This is a genomic window from Kitasatospora sp. NPDC058063 (assembly GCF_042885395.1).
Lineage (GTDB): Bacteria > Actinomycetota > Actinomycetes > Streptomycetales > Streptomycetaceae > Kitasatospora > Kitasatospora lactacystinica.
Window position 1 is genome coordinate 37,236 of the sequence record NZ_JBHVSD010000041.1, and the last position, 19,358, is coordinate 56,593.

The window sequence follows — 19,358 nt, forward strand, 5'->3', positions numbered from 1 at the left end:
AGCCGCCAATGAGCCGGGCATGATCAGATGCTTGCGGCTCATCGCGCTGTCCGCCCGAATCCTGGGCGCACTCCGGGAACCGAGCGCCAACTCCCACGACCCACCAGCGGGACCGCTGCTCGTCACCCCAGCCCGCGTCGTCGTCGCTGGAATTGCCCTGAGCATTGCTGGGCGTGGAACTCCGTCCAGGACGGTGTCGTTCAGAGGTGCTGCCCAGTTGAATACCGGTTCAGGCCCCGTGCAGGGCTGATGCGTTCTCAGGAGATGGGACGTGACGGTTCACCAGCTTCGGGGTGAGGTGTCCGAGCAGAAACGAACGACGCGACGCCAGATGATCAAGGTTGCTGACACCGAAGATCGACCTGGAGTCGCGTCCGCGTGCCATCCTCAGGTTCGGGCGCAGGTCTGTGTGGTTCAAGCGCGACGGGTCGGCGGCCCTCTCGCCGCTCTGTTCCCCGAGGACCGGACGCCGAAGGCCCTCCCGCCCCCGGTCGCCCCTGCGCCACCCGCACGAAGGCTTCGCCGACGGGCGGCGCCGGACCCGACCGCGTGATATCCGCCGACCGACCGTCGGAGGGCCGTGGCATCATGCCGCCATGACGACGAGCGAAGCCCCCGCGACGGCGGCCGAGGCGGTGCAGGAACTTCGGGAGATCGCCCACGGGTGGGTCAACGGCCGACGCGCTGAACCGGATCTTCTGATCCGGGCCGCGCTCCGCGTCCTGGTCGCCGGCGTGGACACCCCGTCGCTGGTCCTCCTCGCCGCGCTCTTTCGCGGTGAGGAGGACAAGGCCCCGGAGCTGTTCGACCAGGTGATGGACGAGCTCGGCTTCGGCTTCCACTCGCCCGAGGACTACTGGGAGGGGCGGCTGGCGCTCGCCCGCTGGTGGGCCGCCGAGATCGTCGACGGGTGGCTCGACCCCGTCGAGGGCGCCTCACTCATCGTCGAGGATGTGGCCGAAGCCTACGGGAAATGCGAGGAGTTGGCACCCATGGTCGATGCGATGGTGGCGCTCATGGACCCCGCCGGCGCCGCATACCCGGACGATGTTCCCGCACATCTGACCCGGGCCGCCCACGAACTCCTGGCCCGCATCCCGCCCCCGTCCACCCCTCTCTGACAGCATGAGGGCGCCGTGTCCGTCGGAGGTCGGCTTTCGCCCGAGCGTTCGATGCACATGGTTTGGGGGCCGGTCACCCTGGAAGCTGTCTACGCGGCCCCGATCCGGCACCCGGTCGTACCAATGCCACCGAGAGCGCACAGCGCGGGGTCTCCTGCACCAGGCGCGTGAAGTCGGTGAACCGTGGGTCCGCGGCGTGGACGGACACATCGTCCGGCAGCCCTTGCAGTCCCAGATGCCGGTTCTGGCCTGGTCCCGATGCTCACGCACAACTGACGACGGATCTCCAGCGCGGGACCTTGCTGATCGCTTCAGAATGAATCGAGTCACAGGTCTTGCGTTCGGCGATCTTGGTCGGCAGGGCGTCCGGGTGCGTGGTGATCTTGTTCTGGACGGCCCGGGGAAGCACGTGGCTCCGCTGCTGCCACCCGTGCCGGGTAGTGTGCGGATACAAAGGATCAAGTGATTCCGCGGGCCGCACCACGGCCCGCGGACATGGGGAGGTCAACGTGATCGTGGGTACCGGCCGGAGGCTCGTCCTGATCCGTCATGCGCAGGCCGAACGGGCGACGGCGGTCGACAAGGAACGGCGTCTCGACGAGCGGGGGCGGGCGGAGGCGTCCCGGACCGGACGATGGCTCGCGGGTTCCGGTATCACGCCCGATCTCGCGCGGGTGTCCGGCGCCCGCCGGACCAGGGAGACCTGGGAACGCGTGGGCGCCGCGTTGCCGCGGCTCTCCGAGACGGTCCACGAGCAGCGGCTCTACGACCTCAGTGTGGGGATCCATCGGGGAGAAGCGGGAATCGGCGAGCTGGTCGCGATGGTGCGGGAGACTTCGGACGACGTGGGCGACCTGGTCGTCGTCGGACACAATCCGAGCCTGCCCGAGCTGGTCCGGCTCCTTGTCGGTACGACCGACGGCGACCTCTCGCGGCGGGTGGAGGAGTCCGGGTTCCCGACCGCCTCCGTGGCCGTCCTCGAGTTCGACGGTTCCTGGCAGAGGATCGGGCCCGGAGCAGCGAGGATCACCGCGTTCTGGACGCCGTCGCAGGGTTGAGACGGTGCACCCCGGGGCGTCGGCGCGTCCGACCCCCACGCGCCACCATCATGGCCGGCCCCACCAGCGACTGAAGGTCTACCGGTTCCAGACCGCCCGGCGACATCATCGCCGACGACATCCGGCGGTCGATGTCTGTCCGATGAGGTGTTCAGCTGGTCATTTTGCCGGTCACGCGGGGCGCCAGGAGGCGCCAGCCGGGCCTGCGACCTGGCCCGTGGCAGCCAGGTGTCCACCCGTGCCGCCGCATCGGTCCGGACACCGTCCAGGTCACGGACGTACGGACCGGGCGTATCGGACGGGACGGCCCGTCACGATCCATGATGAACTTCCGCCAGGAGCGACCTCACGCGGGCGTCCGCGTCGCCAACGGTCGCCGGAAGCCGGGTGCGGCGGCGGCGTCCCACCTGGCATCATGACTCCCGTGATCATGTGTCGAAAGGCCGATGCCGCGTAGGCGTCCACGCGCGCTGCGCGCTGAGCGACCGGTCCCCCGCATCTGGGGGCCGGCCCCGCCGTTCCGGATTCACGGGCTCTCCGCCGGGGCGAGCCGGGCGGTGTACCGGGTCGAGCGCCTGAGCGCCGGCTTCTACCTGCGCCCGGGGGCCACTGACCGGGCGTTGCGGCGATACCGCGAGTTCCTGCATCCGCCGGGGAGGCGTCCGCTGTACCCGCGGGAGTCGTCCTGCTCGTGCTCGGGGTGTTCCTTCGAGGACGTCAGGCACGCACGTGACGTGCTGGAGGAGGTCCTGGAGAGACTGCCGGGACGGGCGCGCGCCGAGCTCGGCCGACTCGTGAAGCCGCTGGATGCGGTGTTCCTGCGCCGCACTCTCCCCGACCCGTTTCGCTCACCGGCGCCGGTGGCGCACGGAGTTCTGGTGGGATCGCCGTCTGGCCGAGCGGTCGGAGTGGGGGTGAAGGGGCCCGCGGCCCGGTGGGGGCGGAGATCGGCCACTCCGGGTGGCCCGTCGGCCCGGGCGGCCTCGGGCAAATCTCCCGGCTCGTGACCTGCCGGGCCTCCGGCGCCCGTCCGTTGCGCCGCCCCCGGCCGCGGCCATCGCAGGTCAGCCACGTGTCGGGGTGTGGTGGGCGCGACGTGGCTGAAAATCGTGTGCCATATAACCTGTGACATTGTTCTGATGGCCGGTCGGTGACAGGATCCACGCCAATCTCCTCATCTCCTTCACTCAGTCCGACCCCACGTCGGGCTGCCCCCACTCGAAGAAGGACTCGGCGTGCTCCTGCGCACAAGACTCTCCACGCTCGCGGCCGGCGTCGTCGCCTGTTGTGCCACGGCCACCGCCGTGCTGCCGGCCCAGGCCTTCGCGGCACCCGCCGCCGTCACCGCCGGCCCGGCCCTGACCGCGGCCGCCACGAACCCGACCTCGACCAAGACCGACCCGAACGCGCCCGCCGCACCCGCCGCGCCCACGGCCGGCGCGACGACGGGCTCCGAGGAGCCCGCCGCACCCGCGGCCCCGCTGCCGCCGGCGCTGATCGGCGAGCGACTCATGGGCGGGCCGGCCACCACGGCCGCGACGGCCGCCCCCGTCGCGCCCAAGTCCCTTGCCCCGCAGGCCCTGTCCGGCGCGGACGCGGCCGCTGCCGCCGCGCAGGCCTGCACCCCGGCCGACTTCGCCGCCCGCACCGGGGCCGACCTGGTCGCGTTCATCAGGAGCTCGACCCCGGAGTGCATCCGGGGTCTGTACAGCAGCGGTGGCGCCGACCCGACCATCTTCCGGCAGTCCCGGATGCTGTCCGTCGCGGCCGCCTTCAAGGACCTGGCGGCCGGCTACACCGGCGACAACTCGGCCGGCATCCAGCAGCTGGCGCTCTACCTGCAGGTGGGCTACTACATCCAGTTCTACTACCCCGACGCGGCCGGCCCGTACACCGGCGAGCTCACCACCGCCGTCCGGGCCGCCCTGGACGCGTTCTTCGCCGGCGCCCGCTGGCACGACGTCACCGAGGGCAACGGCACCGTGCTCAGGGACGTGGTGTGGCTCACCGACAGCGCCAACGTCCAGGCCGGCTACCTGGGCGTCTACAAGCGGATACTGGACGACTACAACAACTCTTACAACGCGGTCCCGAAGATGGTCGGCGCGGTCAACTCCGTGCTGCAGTACCCGCTCTGGCGGGGCAACTCGAACCAGGACTTCGTCAGGGCGGTCGCCGCCGACCCGAGCCTCGCCGTCTCCCTCGCCGACTTCGCGATCAACCACAAGGACCTGATCGGCGGACCCAACGAGGTCCTCGACACCAACGCGGGCAACGACCTGGCGCGGATGGCCGGGAGCGGCCCCGCCGTCGAGGCCGTGGTCAAGCCACTGGTCAGGAAGGTGCTGGACGCCGCCCCGCTGCTGACGCCGGCGGCGCCGCTGTACGTGCACACGGCCGTCCAGGCCGCGTACTACAACAGCGGCCAGTGCTCGTACTACGACATCTGCAACCTGCCCGCCAAGCTCACCTCGGTGGTCCTGCCGCACCAGTTGGTCTGCGACAACCGGACCATCCAGGCCCAGGCGCTGTCGGCCGAGGAACTGGCCACCGTCTGCGCCAGCCTGCGCAACCAGGACGCCTTCTTCCACGGCGTGGTCAAGGACAACGGGCCGATCCCGAACCAGTACGCCCAGAACGTCACCTTCGGGATCTTCGCCAACAAGACCGACTACACCACCTACTCGTGGGCGATCTTCGGCAACGACACCGACAACGGCGGCCAGACCGTCATGGACGCGACCGACCCGAACAAGCCGGCCGCGACCGTGATGTACCAGAAGACCTGGAACAACAACGACCCGGCCCGGGTGTGGAACCTCAACCACGAGTACACCCACTACCTCGACAGCATCTACGACCTCAAGGGCAACTACCGCACCCAGATGTCCGTCCCGGACATCTGGTGGGTCGAGGGCCTCGCCGAGTACGTCTCGCACAGCTACCGCGGCGCCACCGACACCGACGCGATGGCGCAGGCCGCCAAGCACACCTACAAGCTCAGCACCCTCTTCCAGAGCACCCCCGGCAACTCGGACTCGACCCGCGTCTACCCGTGGGGCTACCTGGCCACCCGGTACATGGTGGAGAAGCACCCGGCCGACGTCCAGGCCATGCTGGCCCGGTTCCGCGTCGGTGACTACCCCGGCGGCTACGCGGTCTACAACAGCCTCGGCACCTCCTACGACGCCGACTTCGACGCCTGGCTCGACGCCTGCGCCGGCGGCGCCTGCTACAACCCCGGCCCGACCGCCCTGTTCGACACCTCGGTGAACGGCGCGACCGTCAGCGTGAACGACCGGTCGGTGCAGACCGGTTCCGGCCGGATCACCGCCTGGCACTGGACCTTCGGTGACGGCACCTCCTCGGACGAGCGCAACCCGAGCCACACCTACGCGGCGGCCGGCAGCTACACCGTCGCCCTGACCACCACCGACGACACCGGCCGGATCTCCACCACCCCGGCCACCGTCACCGTGACCGCCGCCCCGGTCGTCCTGCCGGCCTGCACCGAGCAGCGCGCCGACGCGATGGGCCGGAACTGCTCCCGCGGCGGCCGCGCCGCGACCGCCGGCAACCTCGACTACCTGTACGTCTACCTGCCGGCCGGAACGACCACGCTGAAGGTCACCACCTCCGGCGGCACCGGCACCGCGCACCTCTACTACAACGCGGACACCTGGGCCTCGCCGAAGGCCTTCACCGCCTCCTCCACCGGCACCGGCACCACCCAGTCCCTCACCGTCACCAACCCCACCGCCGGCTACCGCTACCTCAGCCTGTACGCCGTCACCGACTTCAGCGGCGTCACGGTCAGCACCCAGTTCTGACCCCGACCCACACACCTGAGCGGAGCGCCCGGCCGGGCTTCCCGGCCTGGCGTTCCGCGTGGGCGTTTCGCGTGGGCGTTTCGGACGGGCGGTCCGGACCGGCGTTCCGGATGGGCGTTCCACCGGGCCGACGGACGGGACGGCGTACGGGACGACCGGCCGGGCGTGCGAGCTCCTCAGCGGCGGCTGAGGTAGGTGAGGACGGCGAGGACGCGGCGGTGGCCGCTGTCGGCCGGCGAGAGGCCGAGCTTGGCGAAGATGTGGCCGATGTGCTTGTGGACGGCGTTGTCGGTGATGACGAGCCGGGTGGCGATGGTGGTGTTGTCCTTCCCTTCGGCCATCAGGGCGAGGACCTCGCGTTCGCGCGGCGTGAGGGCGGCTATCGGGTCGCGGGCGGGCCGGGTGAGGAGCTGGCCGATCACCTCGGGGTCCATGACGGTGCCGCCGGCGGCGACCCGCCGCAGTGCGTCGGTGAACTCGCTCACCCGGCTCACCCGGTCCTTGAGGAGGTAGCCGACGCCGCCGCGGCCGTCGGAGATCAGCTCGCCGGCGTACTGCTGCTCGACGTACTGGGAGAGGACGAGCACGGGCAGGCCGGGGTGCAGGCGGCGGGCGCGGATCGCGGCGTGGATGCCTTCGTCGCGGAAGCCGGGCGGCAGCCGTACATCGACGATGGCGACGTCCGGGCGGTGTTCGGTGACGGCGGCGACGAAGCCGGGGGCGTCCGGGGTGATCGCGGCGACCTCGAAGCCCGTGGCGGTCAGCAGGAGTTCCAGCCCGTTGGCCAGCAGGACGTTGTCCTCGGCGATCACGACGCGCACGGCAGGCTCACGGTGATCGTGGTCGGGCCACCGCCGGGGCTGTGGAGGTGGACGGTGCCGTCGAGCGCCAGGACGCGGTGGCGGATTCCGGTGATGCCGGTGCCCAGCGTCTCGTCGGCGCCGCCGACGCCGTCGTCGGTGACCTCGATCGCCAGCCGGTCGCCGTCGCGTGCGACGCGGACGGCGGTCCGGGTGGCCCGGCTGTGCTTGGCGGCGTTGGTGAGCGCCTCGGCGATCGTGAAGTAGGCGACGGCCTCGACCGCGGCGGGGACCGTGTCGAGGTCGCCGGAGCCACCGGAGCCGATGTCGAGGGTGGTGTCGATCGCCGATCGGGACGCCAGCGCGGTCAGCGCCCCGGCGAGGCCGCGGTCGGCGAGGATCGGCGGGTAGATCGTCCGGATCACCGCCCTCAGCTCCGTCATGGCCTCCTCGGTGTTCTCGTGCGCCTCCTCCAGGAGCGCGGCCACCAGCCGGGGGTCGTCGCTCAGCAGCTCCCGGGCCACGCCCAGCCGCATCGCGATGGCGACCAGCCGGGCCTGGGTGCCGTCGTGCAGGTCGCGTTCGATCCGGCGGAGTTCCGCGCCGTGCGCGGTCATGGCGTGTGCCCGCGTCTCGGTCAGGGTCTCCACCCGCTGTGCCAGCCGCGCGGCGGTCGAGGGGGACAGCAGCGCGACGCAGGTCCGGGCGTGCAGGCGGGCCAGCCGGGGAGCCAGCCAGTAGGTCAGGGCCGCGAAGGCGACGGCTTGTGCGGTCCCGAGGGTCAGCGCCGTGCCCCACCCGGTCAGGGGGACACCGGCGGCGAAGCCGCCCGCCCGGGTGCCGGCGGGCAGCGCCCACCACAGGGGCACCGTGACGGCCGTGGTCACGGCGTTGCTGGCGCACAGCAGCAGGACGAGGCCGAACGCCAGGGCGGTCACGGTGCAGGCGCAGAGCCAGCCGAGGACCCGCCACGGGCCGACCCGGAGCGGGCCGGAGCGCGGAGAGCCCAGCAGCCGGTCGGCGCGGCGGCGATGCCAGGACGCCCAGGAGCGGGCCGTGACCGGGACGGCGAGTACGGGCAGCGCCAGCACGGCGACCGCAGCGGTGAACAGGCTCCCCAGCAGGTAGCCCAGACCGCGCCACATCTCCGAAAGCCGACCGGCCCCATGGTGCTTCATCCGCACCAGTCTGGACCATGGGGGCCGGGCCTGGCATTACAGCCCACTACCCTCTTTTCAGACGGGTGAGCGGTATCGTCCGGCCTCCCCACCCGACCTAGCGTCAACGCCCATGACGACTTCACCGATTCGTGCCCCGCGGCGGCATCACCGATCCGTCCGACGGAACGTCACGCTGGCCGCCGTCGCGGCCGTGACCCTTTCCACCGGTGCGCCCTCGGCGCCGGCCGCCCCGCAGCACGACGACCGGCTCCGGATCCGGCTCCAGCGCGACGCCGACGCGCTCATCGCGGTCGGCGCCACCGGAGTCCAGGCCCGCGTGGTCACCTCCGACGGCCGGAACCTGACCGCCGCCGGCGGCGTCGCCGATCTGACGGGACGCCGGCCGGTGCCCCGGAACGGCTACTTCAGGATCGCCAGCATCACCAAGACGTTCGTGGCCACCGTGACCCTGCAGCTCGCCGGCGAGAACAGGCTCTCCCTGGACGACCCGGTCGATCGATGGCTGCCCGGCGTGGTGTCCGGAAACGGCAACGACGGTCGCGCGATCACTGTCCGCCAGCTGCTCCAGCACACCAGCGGCATCCATGACGACTACCCGGACTACACCTCGGCGGAGGACTTCCAGGAGCACCGGTCGGACGCGTACACACCCGGGCAGATCGTCGCCCGGGCGATGGCCCACCGCCCGGACTTCGACCCCGACACGGGCTGGAACTACAGCAACACCGGTTACGTCCTGCTCGGGATGATCATCGAGCGGGTCACCGGGCACCTCTGGCACGAGGAGGTGAGGGACCGGATCGTCCGGCCACTGGGCCTCGATCACACCTTCCACCCGGGAACGTCGCCCACCCTGCCCCGGCCGCACGCCGAGACCTACCAGAGGTTCGCGGCCGGCGAGCCGTTCGTGGACGTCACCGAGCAGATCGGCTCGGGCACCAACGGCGAGGCCGGGCTCGTCTCCACCACCGCCGACCTCGACCGGTTCTTCGGCGCCCTGCTCGGCGGCCGGCTCCTGGCACCGACGCAGCTGGCGGAGATGACCCGGACCGTCGAGGTCAGCGAGAAGTTCGAGCGGTTCATGCCGGGCGCCCGGGCCGGGCTGGGGATCTTCTCGCGTCGGCTGTCCTGCGGCGGGGAGTACTGGGGCCACGAGGGCGGTGACGCCGGGTGGATCAGCACTACCGACGTCACCGCCGACGGCCGGCGCGGCGTCACGGTCTCGCTGTCGGGCGTCCAGGCCGCCACCGACGGGGACGTCCTGCGGGTGGCGGAGGCGGAGAACAGGCTGGTCGACGACGCGCTGTGCACGAGTCCGAACGCGGGCGGCCGCCAAGAGCGGTGAGCCTCGCCGCGCCGCGAACGGCCCGCTTGAGGACAGGCCTGCGGACAGGTTCGAGGGCGCGCCGGGGCGTCACAGCGCCCCGGCGTACTCCGGCAGCCGCAGGTCCGAGTGCGCGGCCCGGCCCGCCTGCGCGCGCCCCGTCGCCAGCTCCTTCCCGACGGACTCCGGATCGCGCACCAGGGCGTTGCGGGCCTCCAGTTGTTCCCGCGTGGTCGGTGTCACCGCGGTGCCACCGCTGGTGGCCAGCGCCTGGTTGCGTTCGGCGAAGGGGCGCATCCGGCGCTCGTAGGCCGCGAAGGCGGCGCTGTGGTCGGGGTGGGTGGCCAGTTCGCCGGCCAGGACGTACGCGCCGACCAGGGCGACGCTCGACCCCTGGCCGGACAGGAAGGAGGTGGCGTGCGCGGCGTCGCCCGCGAGGGCCACCCGCCCGCGCGACCAGGCCGGCAGGTGGATCTGGCTGACGATGTCGAAGAAGAGGTCGTCGGCGTCCCGCATCGCCTCGACGAGGCGGGGAACGTGCCAGGCCCGGTCCGGGAAGCGGGCGGCAACCAGTTCGCGCTGGGCCCGCGGGTCGCGGAAGGCCTCGAAGGGCGGGATGTCGCGGGTGAAGGTGAGGAATCCGTGGACCCGGTCGGCGGGCGCGTGCGCGTTGAGGACCGCGCCGCGCCCGACCTCGCTCCAGATGACCGCCTCACGCGCGAGACCGAACTCGTTCGGGAGGGTGAAGCCGGCGAAGACGTGGCCGAGGTAGCGGTGGAAGGGCTCCTCGGGGCCGAACACCAGCCGGCGCGTGTTCGAGTGCAGGCCGTCCGCGCCGAGCACGAGGTCGAAGGTCCGGCGGGCGCCGCTGTCGAACAGCACGTGGACGGCGTTCCCGTCGTCGTCCAGGGCGGCGATCGAGTCCCCGAAGAGGAACTCGACCCGGTCGCCCAGCAGTTCCTGGAGGGCGTAGGCCAGGTCCCCGCGCCGGACCTCCAGGTCGAGGCCGGCCTCGCCGCCGGTCAGCTGTTCCGGGCGCAGCGAGCCGATGCTCCGCCCGGCGGGATCGATGAAGGTGATCCGCCGGCTGTCGACGTGGGCGGCGCGCAGGCGCGGGAGCAGTCCCATGCGCCGCACGACCTCGCGGGCGGTGCCGCGGATGTCGATGGCGTAGCCGCCTCCGCGTACGGCAGCGGCCTTCTCGACGACGGTCACCTCGAAGCCGTACCGGTCGAGCCAGTACGCGAGCGCGGGGCCCGCGATGCTCGCTCCGGAGATCAGGACGCGACGGGCGGGGCGTGACACGGTGTTCATGGCTCTCATTTCCCCCGGCGGGCTGTCCCCGCCGGCACGTCGGTGGTACGCACCGGACGAGCAAAAGATACGTACCTCAGGTATCTTTATGGAGGCCATACGTCGCCCTCGCGGGCGGCGGCCACCCCCCCACGATACAGATACCTAACTTAGGTAGGCAAATGGAGGCGTCCATGTCCGCCGAGGCCCCCGCACCGGACGGTCCGCGCCCCGACCTCCTCTCCGCGCTGACCCGGATCAGCCGCCTCGGCGCCGCCCTCAACCGGGGCCGGCTCGTCGAGCGTGCCGCCGAGGACGCCGGACTGGGCCGCGACCGCGCCGCGGTGAGCGTGCTCGTCACCCTGCGCACAGCCAACAAGCCCCTGCGGATCGGCGAGATCGCCGAGCGGATGCAGGTCGTGGGCCCGCACATCACCCGCCAGGTCCAGGTCCTGGAAAAGCGCGGCCTCGCCCGCCGCATCCCCGACCCGCACGACGCCCGGGCCCGCCTCATCGAACCCACCGGCGCCGGAGCCGAGGCCACCGACCGCTATCTCGCCTTCCTGCTCGGCTGGTTCACCGACACCCTCGCCGACTGGCCCCGCCAGGACCGCGACGACCTCACCCGTCTCCTGGCCCGCTTCGCCGACGACGTGACGGCCCGGCTCTCCGGGCTCGACGACCTCGACGACCTCGACGACCTCGACGACGAGGAGAGCTGAGGCTCCGCCCCCGCCCGCCACTGCGCGGACCCGTCCCCCGAGGCCCCCGGAACGGCGTTCCACCGGGCTGGTACCGTCCGGCATGGACTTCTCCTCCGCCGGAACGGACGGGCCGCGCCTGGACCCCGCCGCCCTGGCCCGCATCGAACTCGCCAACAACGTCCGGGGATCGCTGCCCTCGGCGGCGGACGCGGGACGGGCGGCCGCGCGCTTCCGCACCGCCGGGTGGCGGGTCCGGCGGTCGGGGTGGACCGAGTTCGAGGTGGAGAACGCGTTCGCCGAGCTGGAGCTCCTGCCGCTGGAGCCCGTGACGTTCACCGGGTTCGTGGACCCCGACCGGATCGACGTCCTTCTCGCGGCGCTGGCGGAGGCGGGCCTGTCCTTCGAGATCGAGTTCACCGACGCGGACGGACGCGAGCACCTCCATCGCTCGGCCGACTATCCGGCATGACAAATGATTGTCAGGTTATCGACATGGGAAGGGGGCTGGCCACAGACCGCACCTCCGGAAGGACACCCGTGCACCGCACCACCCTCAGGACCACCACCGCCCTGCTCGCCACCGTACTCGCCGGAACGGTACTGGGGGCCGCACCGGCCTGGAGCCGCCCCGCGGACGGCACCCCGCCGACCCGTCAGGTGGAGGTGTTCGCCGAGGACGGCGGCATCTCCCGCGCCCAGGCCCCGGCCGCCTCCCCCTACCTCGCCGGCCACCCCCAGGGCCTGGCACCCGTGCAGGGGGACGGCGAGGTCACGGCACTGGTCCACAACGGCGAACCGGCCACCAAGCTGGACGTGGTGGTGATCGGCGACGGGTACACGGCGCAGGAGCAGGACAAGTTCCGTGCGGACGCGGACCAGAAGTGGCGCGAGATGACCTCCGTCGAGCCCTACGCCACCTACCGCTCACTGTTCAACGTCTGGACGGTGAACGCCGTTTCCCCCGAGTCGGGCGTGACCGGGGACCCGGACCGGGCGACGGTGCGGCACACCGCGCTGGGCTCGTACTTCTGGTGCGACGGCGTGGAGCGGCTGCTCTGCGTCGACGAGAAGGCCGTCGAGTCGTACGCGGCGAAGGCCCCGCAGGCGGACCTGGTGCTCGTGGTGGCCAACACCGCCAAGTACGGCGGCGCCGGCTACAACGACGTCAAGTCCTCGGTCGGCTACGAGGGCATCGCCACCGTGGCGGGCAGCAATGCGAAGTCCGGGCAGATCGCGGTGCACGAGACCGGGCACTCGCTGGGCAAGCTGGCCGACGAGTACGCCTACGACGGCCAGGGGACGTACCAGGGCGACGAACCCGCCGAGGCCAACATCAGCACCCTGACCGCCGACCGGATGCGCGGCCAGGGCACCAAGTGGTCGCGCTGGCTGGGACAGGCCTCGCCGGACGGCGGCACGGTCGGCACGTACGAGGGCGGCGGCTACTACCCCACCGGGCTCTACCGGCCGACCGAGAACTCGATCATGCGCTCGCTCGGACGCGAGTTCAACCTGCCCGGGCGTGAAGCGATGATCGCGGGCTTCTACCGCCACGCCACCCCGCTCACCAGCCCCACCCCCGGCGGCAGTCGGCTCACCCCCGCGGACCGCCTCACCGTCGACCTGCCGGTGCCCGCCACCCGGCTCCGCTGGTACCTGGACGGGCGCGAGCTGCCCCGGCTGAGCGGCCGCACCGCGCTGGACCTGGCCGAGCTCAAGCTGACCGGGCCGCGCTCCCGGCCGCACACCCTCACCGCCGTCGCCACCGACCCGACCCCGGCCGTCGCGGACCCGGCGCTGCGCGCGAAGCTGACCGCGAGCCTGTCCTGGGTGGTCACGCGCTGAGGCGAGTCCTGACCTGCCGTTCGACCGGACCGGCACCCGACGGAACCCCGCCCCGGCCCCTGGAACTCAAGGGGTCGGGGCGGGGTTCCGTCGGCGCGGGGTTCCGGGCGGGCGGGGTTCCGGTCAGGGCTTCACAACATCCACCCAAGTTGAGCGGTTCGTGAGGCAGCCGTGACGACACCGTGCTAAAACCTTCGGCGGGCCGCAACTCCCGTTGTCGGCCCGCACGGTACCGCATGTCCCGTTGTTCCCGCGCCGGACCCCGGGTCCGGCCACGACCCTGGGAGAACCATGCCCACCGCACACGCGCACACCCGCTTCGCCCGCCTGCTGCTCGCCGCACTGGCCGCCTCGCCCTCCTGCTCTCGGGCGCGGTCGGCGCGACCCCCGCGAAGGCCACCACCACCGGCCTCGACGGCTCCTGGGCCTGCGAGGTCCCGGCCGGGTACGTCTACGACCAGGTGTCGATGAACCGCAGCTGCAGCGGCGGCGGCAGCTGGAACTCACCGCAGTTCCACCTGCGGACCCCCTACGACGGCCTGACGGCCTGTCGGAGCACGCCCGGCTTCGTCTACGACAACATCACCTGGGGTCTTGCCTGCAGCCAGATCAGCGGCGTGCAGTCCAACCAGTACCACCTGCGCAAGCCGGTCGACGGCCTGGTCGCCTGCATGGGCACCCCGGAGTTCACCTACGACTACCTCGTCTGGGGCACCGCCTGCAACCTCACCACGGGCGGCGGCCAGTCCAACGCGTTCCACCTCCGCAAGCCGTACAGCGGCCTCTGGGCCTGTGACGTCCCCTACGGCTTCACGTACAGCACGACCACCCAGAACACCGACTGCAGCACCTACCGGAACACCCCGTCCACCAAGTTCCTGCTGCTCGGCTGACCGGTCCCGCTCCGAAGGAAGGGAGCAGGAAGTCGGCCGGGCCGACTTCCTGCTCCCTTCCTTGTGCCGGTCTCCCCCACGTGCTGGGGAGACCGGCACCGTGGGCCGGGCCCGCTACGGCAGCGGGATCCGCACCACCTGCGGGTCGTGGTCGCTGAGCTGCGTGCTGAACTCGCTGTTGATGTGCACGATGTCGTAGCTGTACGCGGTGGCCGCGAGCGCGCCGGAGATCAGGATGTGGTCCAGCACCTGCGAGTTGCCCTCGTACACGTAGGTGTAGCGCTCGGGCAGCGGCAGGGTGCGCGGCAGGTCGGTGAGCGAGCCGCCGGCGGTGAGGATGTCGGCGGTCTGCGAGAACTCGAAGTCGTTGAGGTCGCCGAGCACGATGACCGAGGCCTTCGGGTCCACGGCCAGGATCCGGTCGGTGAAGTCCTTCACCACGGTCGCCTGGTCGTGGCGCTGGCTCTCCGAGGGGTGGGCCGGCTGCTGGTAGCGGCCGAAGAGGGGCTGGTCGCCGCCCTTGGAGTTGAAGTGGTTGGCGATCACGAAGACCGGCTTGCCGTTCCAGCGGAACTCACCGGCCAGCGGCTTGCGGCTGGAGTTGAACGCCGCGTTGGCCGGGTCGATCCGTCCCGGCGAGTAGGCCAGCTGCGGCGTGCCGCCCGCGTTCACCACGGAGTCGGCGGTGGTGGAGCCGGCGCCGGGGCGGTCGGTGAAGGAGAGCCCGCGGTCGGTGCGGTACAGGAAGACCTGGCGGATGTTGCCGCCGGGCTGCCCGCCGTCCTGGCCGTCCACCGGGTCGATCTCGCGGTAGGAGTAGGAGGGCCCGCCGGCCGCGGTGACGGCCGCGGTGAGCTTGGCCAGGGTCTGGGTGGCGCTCACCGTGCCGTCGCTGGTGGCGCCGCTGTTGTCCTGGATCTCCTCCAGGGCGACCAGGTCGGGCGAGCGCAGGTTGGTGACGATGCCCGCCGCGAGGCCGTCGAACTTGCTCTGCGGGTCGGACGGGGCGAGGTTCTCCACGTTGAAGGTCGCGACGGCGAGCTGGCCGGCCGTCGGCGCGGCGGTGACCTCGGGGGTGGTGGTGCCGGGGGTGACCGTCGGGGTCGCGGTGACCTGGAGGGTGAAGTTGCCGAAGGCGTAGTCGAGCACGCCGACGGTGGCGCCGGTAAGGGTGTCGCCGACGTTGGCGGTCGGGGTGGGGGCGAGCGCCTTCCCGAGGACGACCCGCTCCGGGTTGCCGTCGTTCGCCTGCAGCAGGATGCCGCCCCGGTTGGTGCGGGTGCCGCTGCCCTGCGGGACGACGGGGAGCTCGCCGTACTTGTTGGTCGGGCCGACCACGGCCGCGTCGTCGATCTCGACCCGCATGCCCTCCAGGGACTCCCAGAAGTCCAGGCCGTCGGTGGCGGGCTGGTAGTTCCCCGCGGTCTCGACGTCGCCGGAGGTGACGCCGGAGATGACCGCGGACGGGGGCACCCGCCCGCCCTGGCCGACCAGGGTGGCGGCGGGCAGCGGCGCGTTGTGGGCGACCACCGTGACGGCGGGCGCGGTCAGTTCGGTGATCGACAGGTTGGTGGTGCCGCCGGTGCCGCCCGGGCGGAACTGGCTGACGGTGGCGCTCACCGTGACCGAGTCGCCGACCGCGACCGAGGGCGCGCCGGAGGTGTAGACGTAGATGCCCTCGCTGGTGCCGGGGTCGTTGTCGGGCTGCGGGTCCTGGTACCAGAAGCCGTTGGGGCCGACGGCCGTCACCACGCCGGGCACGGCGCTGACCGCGCTGCCGGCCAGCGGGGAGACCCGGGCGGCGCCCTGGATGTCGTGGATGCGGGTGCCGCCGGGGTTTCCGCCCCCGCCGGTGGAGGAGTTGCGCGGCGCGGGCGAGCCGATCGCGAAGTCCGTCGCGTTGTTGTCGGTGTCGGTGGCGCCGCCGCCCGTGCGCAGGGCCGCGGTGCCGTTCGACAGGTTGCCGGTCGGCGAGCCCTCGGCGGAGCCGGCGCTGGTGCCGTAGCCGACGAAGTCCTTCACCCCGGCCTGGGTCGCGCAGCCGGTGGAGCAGGTCAGCGCCGTGCCGTTGGTGACGAGGGCGATCTTGCCGGAGGTCGCGGACATCGCGATCGTGCCGGTGGCGTCCGCCGTCGGCAGCGCGGCGCCGGTGCCGGCCCCGGCGGCCTCCTGGACGAGGAAGTAGTGGCCGGGCGCGATCGTCCCGGAGAGGGTGGTCCGCGACCAGCTGGACCCGGTGGCCGAGGCGTACTGCACCGTCCAGCCGGTGACCGACACCGGCGTGGTGCCGCGGTTGTACAGCTCGACGAAGTCGTTGGCGTACGGGGCACCGGAGTTGCCGCCGCCGCCGTACACCTGGCTGATCACGATGTCGGGCGAGGCCGCCTGCGCCACGCCGCCGGGCAGCGCCACCAGCGCCGCCACCACGGCCGCGGCGGAGGCCGCCGCCGACGTCCGGCGCCGCACTCGCGCCGCTCCCGGGGTGATCCGGGGGTTCAAGGTGCTCCGCATGAGGCTTCCTCCTGACCACCGTCCGGGCTCGTGGCCCGGCGGTGTGACCACGGACAAGAAAGGTCGGGCGCTGCGGTTCTAACAGCGCCACCAGATCCCTACCGGGCGCATCGGGCAACGGCCAGACATACGGCGGAAGAACGTTTCTACGCGCGACAAGTGGGAGGGCGAACTCCGGATGGCCGGAGGCGACTTCCGCTCCCCACGGCGCCTCCGGCCCGACCGGGACAGCACGGAGCCCGGGCCCGGCAGCGCCTCCGCCGCCGGACCCGGGCCGGTTCCCGCCCGCCGGGTGGTCAGCCCGGACGGTGCTGCCGCGGCGGCGTCACCGTCGGCGTCGCCCGGGGCGGGCGCAGCCGCAGCGGCGCGAGTTCGCGTTCCAGGGCCCGCACGTCCAGCGCTATCCGGGACGCGATCTCGCGCGGGCCGGTGCCGGCGGGCAGCCGGCGCGACCAGGAGCGGGGCTTGGCCGGGCCGTCCTGGACCATGTCGAAGTTGAGCCGCACCACGTCGGCGACGTCGACCAGGCTCACCAGGATCCTGGTGTCCGCGAGGTCGATGCTGACTTCGTTCCCGATGCACGAGCAGGCCACCAGGCCCTCGATGTCCGCCTCCGCCAGGTATCTGGCCAGGGGGACCGCCTTCCCCCGGACCAGAAACGGACGTTCCGCCGGATTCACCGGAACCGCCTCCTCCCCCAGCAGTCGAACGGTGCCTCGGCCGCGGCGCAAGCGCACCGCAACAGACCGGGCCCGGCCTATGCTCCACCACATCCGGTCGGTTCGCCAACTCGGGGTCTCACCAACTGAATTGGGAGAACGCACCGACCCGGCGCACCGGCGCACGCCCCCGCGCACCGATCGGGTCCGACGGCCCGTGGGCAGGGGCGGTCGCACGGCCCGGGAACGCGCGTGTGCCCGCCCGCACGAGGCGGACGGGCACAGCGGCGGTACGCGGGACGGGCGTGGCTCAGCGGCCGCCGCGGCCGTTCAGCACCAGGGAGCGGGTCAGGGCGAGCAGCCCGCCGGTGCAGAGCGCCGTGCGGAGCATGTTCGCCGGCACCCAGCTGTCCGCGAACCTGGCCCGCACGGCGGCGAAGTCGTGGATCTGCGACGGGTCGCCGGCCGCCGCCAGCTCGTTGTTGAGCGGGATGTTGACGCCCATGGTGACGATCAGCGCCACCACGTACAGCGCCGTCGCCAGGGCCGCCCACAGCGCCGCCCGGCGCCGGCCGGCCTTGTGCAGCAGCCAGGCCGCCAGGCCGGTCGCCGCGAAGGCGCCGACGAAGACCAGGCCGAACAGCCCGTTCTCGATCGACTTGTTGATGTGCTGCATCGCCGTCACGTAGGTACGGTCGTCCCCGGCCGCCAGGCCCGGCATCACCGACACGTCGAAGGCGAAAAACAGCCCGGCCATCAGGCCCATCGCGACGGTGGCACCCACCAGCAGCGGACCCGCGGCCCTGCTCTGTCCGACGCTCTGCACGGAACTCCCCATCCCCACACCCCCGATGGTCGACGGCGCCGTGTACGACAGCGGAACCGCGGTCTGATCCGAACGCATCCCAGGACCCTCTCACTCTTCCGGCTCCGCGCAGTGCGGCGCCGGCGAACGTGGAACACTCGACACCGCCCACCGTGCGGCGAGCCGCGCAACGAAACCGCGACAACCGGAACCCGGTTCCCCGGCAGGGCACGCGCCGCGGTGGCGCGTGCCGCGGTGCCGCGCCCGGGGCCGGGGCCGGGGCCGGGGCCGGGTCCGGGGGGCGAGGTTCCCGGCCTCGTCAGAGCACCGGGTCCAGGCCGCGCCGGTACCGCCGGTCCAGGACCGTCCGCCCGAGCAGCCGCACCGGGGCCGGGATGGTCGCCGAGACCGCCCGGACCGAGGCCGCGTCCGCGCCGTCGAACATCCAGGGCTGGAGGTAGGTCATCACCTGGGTCGGCGCGCTCCCGATGATCCGGCGCTCGACCCGCAGGTACTCGTCCACCGACAGGCCGGCCAGCGCCGGGAAGACCACCGGCTCCTCGTGCCGCAGGTGCTCGCGCACCAGGCTCTCGAACGCCCGGGCCACCTCGGGGAGTTCGGCCCGCAGGCCGGAGCCCAGCACCCCGGCCACCCGCCGCATCGAGGCGTCCAGCGCCTCGTGGTCCTCCTCCAGGACCCCGCTGCCGTCGAAGCCCGCCACCCGGCCGCGCAGGTACGGCCAGAGGATCTCGTCCTCGCTGTGGTGGTGCCAGTCGATCACCGAGCGCAGCCGCCCGAACCACTCCGCGAGCGCCGCGGAGGAGCCCGCCGCGCCGCGCTGCGCCACGGCGGTCAGCCGTGCCGCGTCCCGGCGCATCGCGACGTGCATCAGGCCGAAGCCCTTGAGCTGCTCGGGCAGGGCGCGGAGCCCGTGCTCGGTCGACCAGATCGTCGTACCGTCCGTCATGACCAGACCTCCAGAGTCCGTTCGGATTTATCGACCAACGCCCGCCCGCAGGCGGCCGGTCGGAGCCGCCCGGACGGGTCGGCTCACGCGTTCCACACGCCGGAGGCGGCGGCCTCGCGGGCGTAGTCGGCGAAGTCCCGCGGCTCGCGCCCCAGCGCCCGCCGCACACCGTCGCCCAGCGAGGCGTTGCGGCCGTCCAGGATCACCGAGAACAGCTCCGCGAAGTCCGCCGGCAGCCCCGCCGCCTCCAGCACCCCCCGGTACGCCTCCTCCGAGACCGCCTCGAACCGCACCTCACGCCCCGTCGCCCCCGACAACTCCACCGCCACGTCCGCGAACGACAGCAGCCGCGGCCCCGTCACCTCGT

At 72.3% G+C, this 19,358-nt stretch carries 15 protein-coding genes and 1 pseudogene; 8 read left to right on the forward strand and 8 right to left on the reverse strand.

Annotated features, from left to right (window positions below; all coding sequences use genetic code 11):
- Positions 1-596: 596 nt before the first annotated feature.
- The 3 genes from ACFVUY_RS40475 to ACFVUY_RS40485 all read left to right on the forward strand — a co-directional run bounded on the left by ACFVUY_RS40475 (position 597) and on the right by ACFVUY_RS40485 (position 6,009).
- Entirely contained in the window at positions 597-1,121 is a 525-nt protein-coding gene (locus ACFVUY_RS40475) for a hypothetical protein (protein ID WP_387690374.1), read from the forward strand.
- Between the two features lie 509 nt (positions 1,122-1,630).
- Entirely contained in the window at positions 1,631-2,179 is a 549-nt protein-coding gene (locus tag ACFVUY_RS40480) for a SixA phosphatase family protein (protein WP_387690372.1), read from the forward strand.
- 1,235 nt (positions 2,180-3,414) lie between these two features.
- Positions 3,415-6,009 carry a collagenase gene (locus ACFVUY_RS40485; RefSeq protein ID WP_387737023.1) on the forward strand — a complete coding sequence of 865 codons (2,595 nt, stop codon included), beginning with the start codon at positions 3,415-3,417 and terminating at the stop codon, positions 6,007-6,009.
- A gap of 176 nt (positions 6,010-6,185) precedes the next feature.
- On the opposite strand, the gene ACFVUY_RS40490 is transcribed toward ACFVUY_RS40485, so the two are convergent.
- Together ACFVUY_RS40490 and ACFVUY_RS40495 are read right to left on the reverse strand one after the other, a co-directional pair.
- The gene (locus ACFVUY_RS40490; protein WP_387737024.1) at positions 6,186-6,830 is read right to left on the reverse strand and encodes a LuxR C-terminal-related transcriptional regulator; all 645 of its coding nucleotides are present in this window, start codon (positions 6,828-6,830) and stop codon (positions 6,186-6,188) included.
- Positions 6,818-7,987: a histidine kinase gene (locus tag ACFVUY_RS40495; protein WP_387737025.1), complete on the reverse strand. Its 1,170-nt coding sequence runs from the start codon at positions 7,985-7,987 to the stop codon at positions 6,818-6,820. Before ACFVUY_RS40495 ends, ACFVUY_RS40490 begins: the two co-directional genes overlap by 13 nt.
- 193 nt (positions 7,988-8,180) lie before the next feature.
- On the opposite strand from ACFVUY_RS40495, the gene ACFVUY_RS40500 reads away from it, so the two are divergent.
- Positions 8,181-9,335: a serine hydrolase domain-containing protein gene (locus ACFVUY_RS40500; RefSeq protein WP_387737026.1), complete on the forward strand. Its 1,155-nt coding sequence runs from the start codon at positions 8,181-8,183 to the stop codon at positions 9,333-9,335.
- Positions 9,336-9,404: 69 nt separating this feature from the next.
- Here the strand turns inward: ACFVUY_RS40500 and ACFVUY_RS40505 are convergent, their stop codons facing one another.
- Positions 9,405-10,628 carry an FAD-dependent monooxygenase gene (locus ACFVUY_RS40505; RefSeq protein WP_387690362.1) on the reverse strand — a complete coding sequence of 408 codons (1,224 nt, stop codon included), beginning with the start codon at positions 10,626-10,628 and terminating at the stop codon, positions 9,405-9,407.
- A 173-nt stretch (positions 10,629-10,801) separates the two neighbouring features.
- Between ACFVUY_RS40505 and ACFVUY_RS40510 the strand changes: the two genes are divergently transcribed.
- From ACFVUY_RS40510 to ACFVUY_RS40525, 4 genes are all read left to right on the forward strand, one after another.
- Complete coding sequence (locus ACFVUY_RS40510; RefSeq protein ID WP_387737027.1) at positions 10,802-11,329, forward strand: MarR family winged helix-turn-helix transcriptional regulator; 528 nt, start codon at positions 10,802-10,804, stop codon at positions 11,327-11,329.
- 82 nt (positions 11,330-11,411) lie between these two features.
- A complete protein-coding gene (locus tag ACFVUY_RS40515) occupies positions 11,412-11,780 on the forward strand; it encodes a hypothetical protein (protein ID WP_387737028.1) in 369 nt (122 codons plus the stop codon).
- 68 nt (positions 11,781-11,848) lie between these two features.
- Complete coding sequence (locus tag ACFVUY_RS40520) at positions 11,849-13,156, forward strand: M64 family metallopeptidase (RefSeq protein WP_387737029.1); 1,308 nt, start codon at positions 11,849-11,851, stop codon at positions 13,154-13,156.
- A gap of 236 nt (positions 13,157-13,392) precedes the next feature.
- Positions 13,393-14,049 (forward strand): hypothetical protein, encoded by a 657-nt coding sequence (locus ACFVUY_RS40525; protein WP_387737030.1) that lies wholly within the window; start codon positions 13,393-13,395, stop codon positions 14,047-14,049.
- Positions 14,050-14,163: 114 nt separating this feature from the next.
- Here the strand turns inward: ACFVUY_RS40525 and ACFVUY_RS40530 are convergent, their stop codons facing one another.
- From ACFVUY_RS40530 to ACFVUY_RS40550, 5 genes and pseudogenes are all read right to left on the reverse strand, one after another.
- A complete protein-coding gene (locus ACFVUY_RS40530) occupies positions 14,164-16,560 on the reverse strand; it encodes a lamin tail domain-containing protein (protein WP_387737031.1) in 2,397 nt (798 codons plus the stop codon).
- A 296-nt stretch (positions 16,561-16,856) separates the two neighbouring features.
- Positions 16,857-17,240 carry a hypothetical protein gene (locus ACFVUY_RS40535; protein ID WP_359915173.1) on the reverse strand — a complete coding sequence of 128 codons (384 nt, stop codon included), beginning with the start codon at positions 17,238-17,240 and terminating at the stop codon, positions 16,857-16,859.
- Between the two features lie 289 nt (positions 17,241-17,529).
- On the reverse strand, positions 17,530-18,045 hold the full coding sequence (locus tag ACFVUY_RS40540) for an anthrone oxygenase family protein (protein WP_359915175.1): 516 nt from the start codon (positions 18,043-18,045) through the stop codon (positions 17,530-17,532).
- 298 nt (positions 18,046-18,343) lie between these two features.
- A complete protein-coding gene (locus tag ACFVUY_RS40545) occupies positions 18,344-18,991 on the reverse strand; it encodes a hemerythrin domain-containing protein (RefSeq protein ID WP_387737032.1) in 648 nt (215 codons plus the stop codon).
- 83 nt (positions 18,992-19,074) lie between these two features.
- Positions 19,075-19,358: pseudogene (locus ACFVUY_RS40550) on the reverse strand (NmrA family transcriptional regulator); the annotation flags it as partial.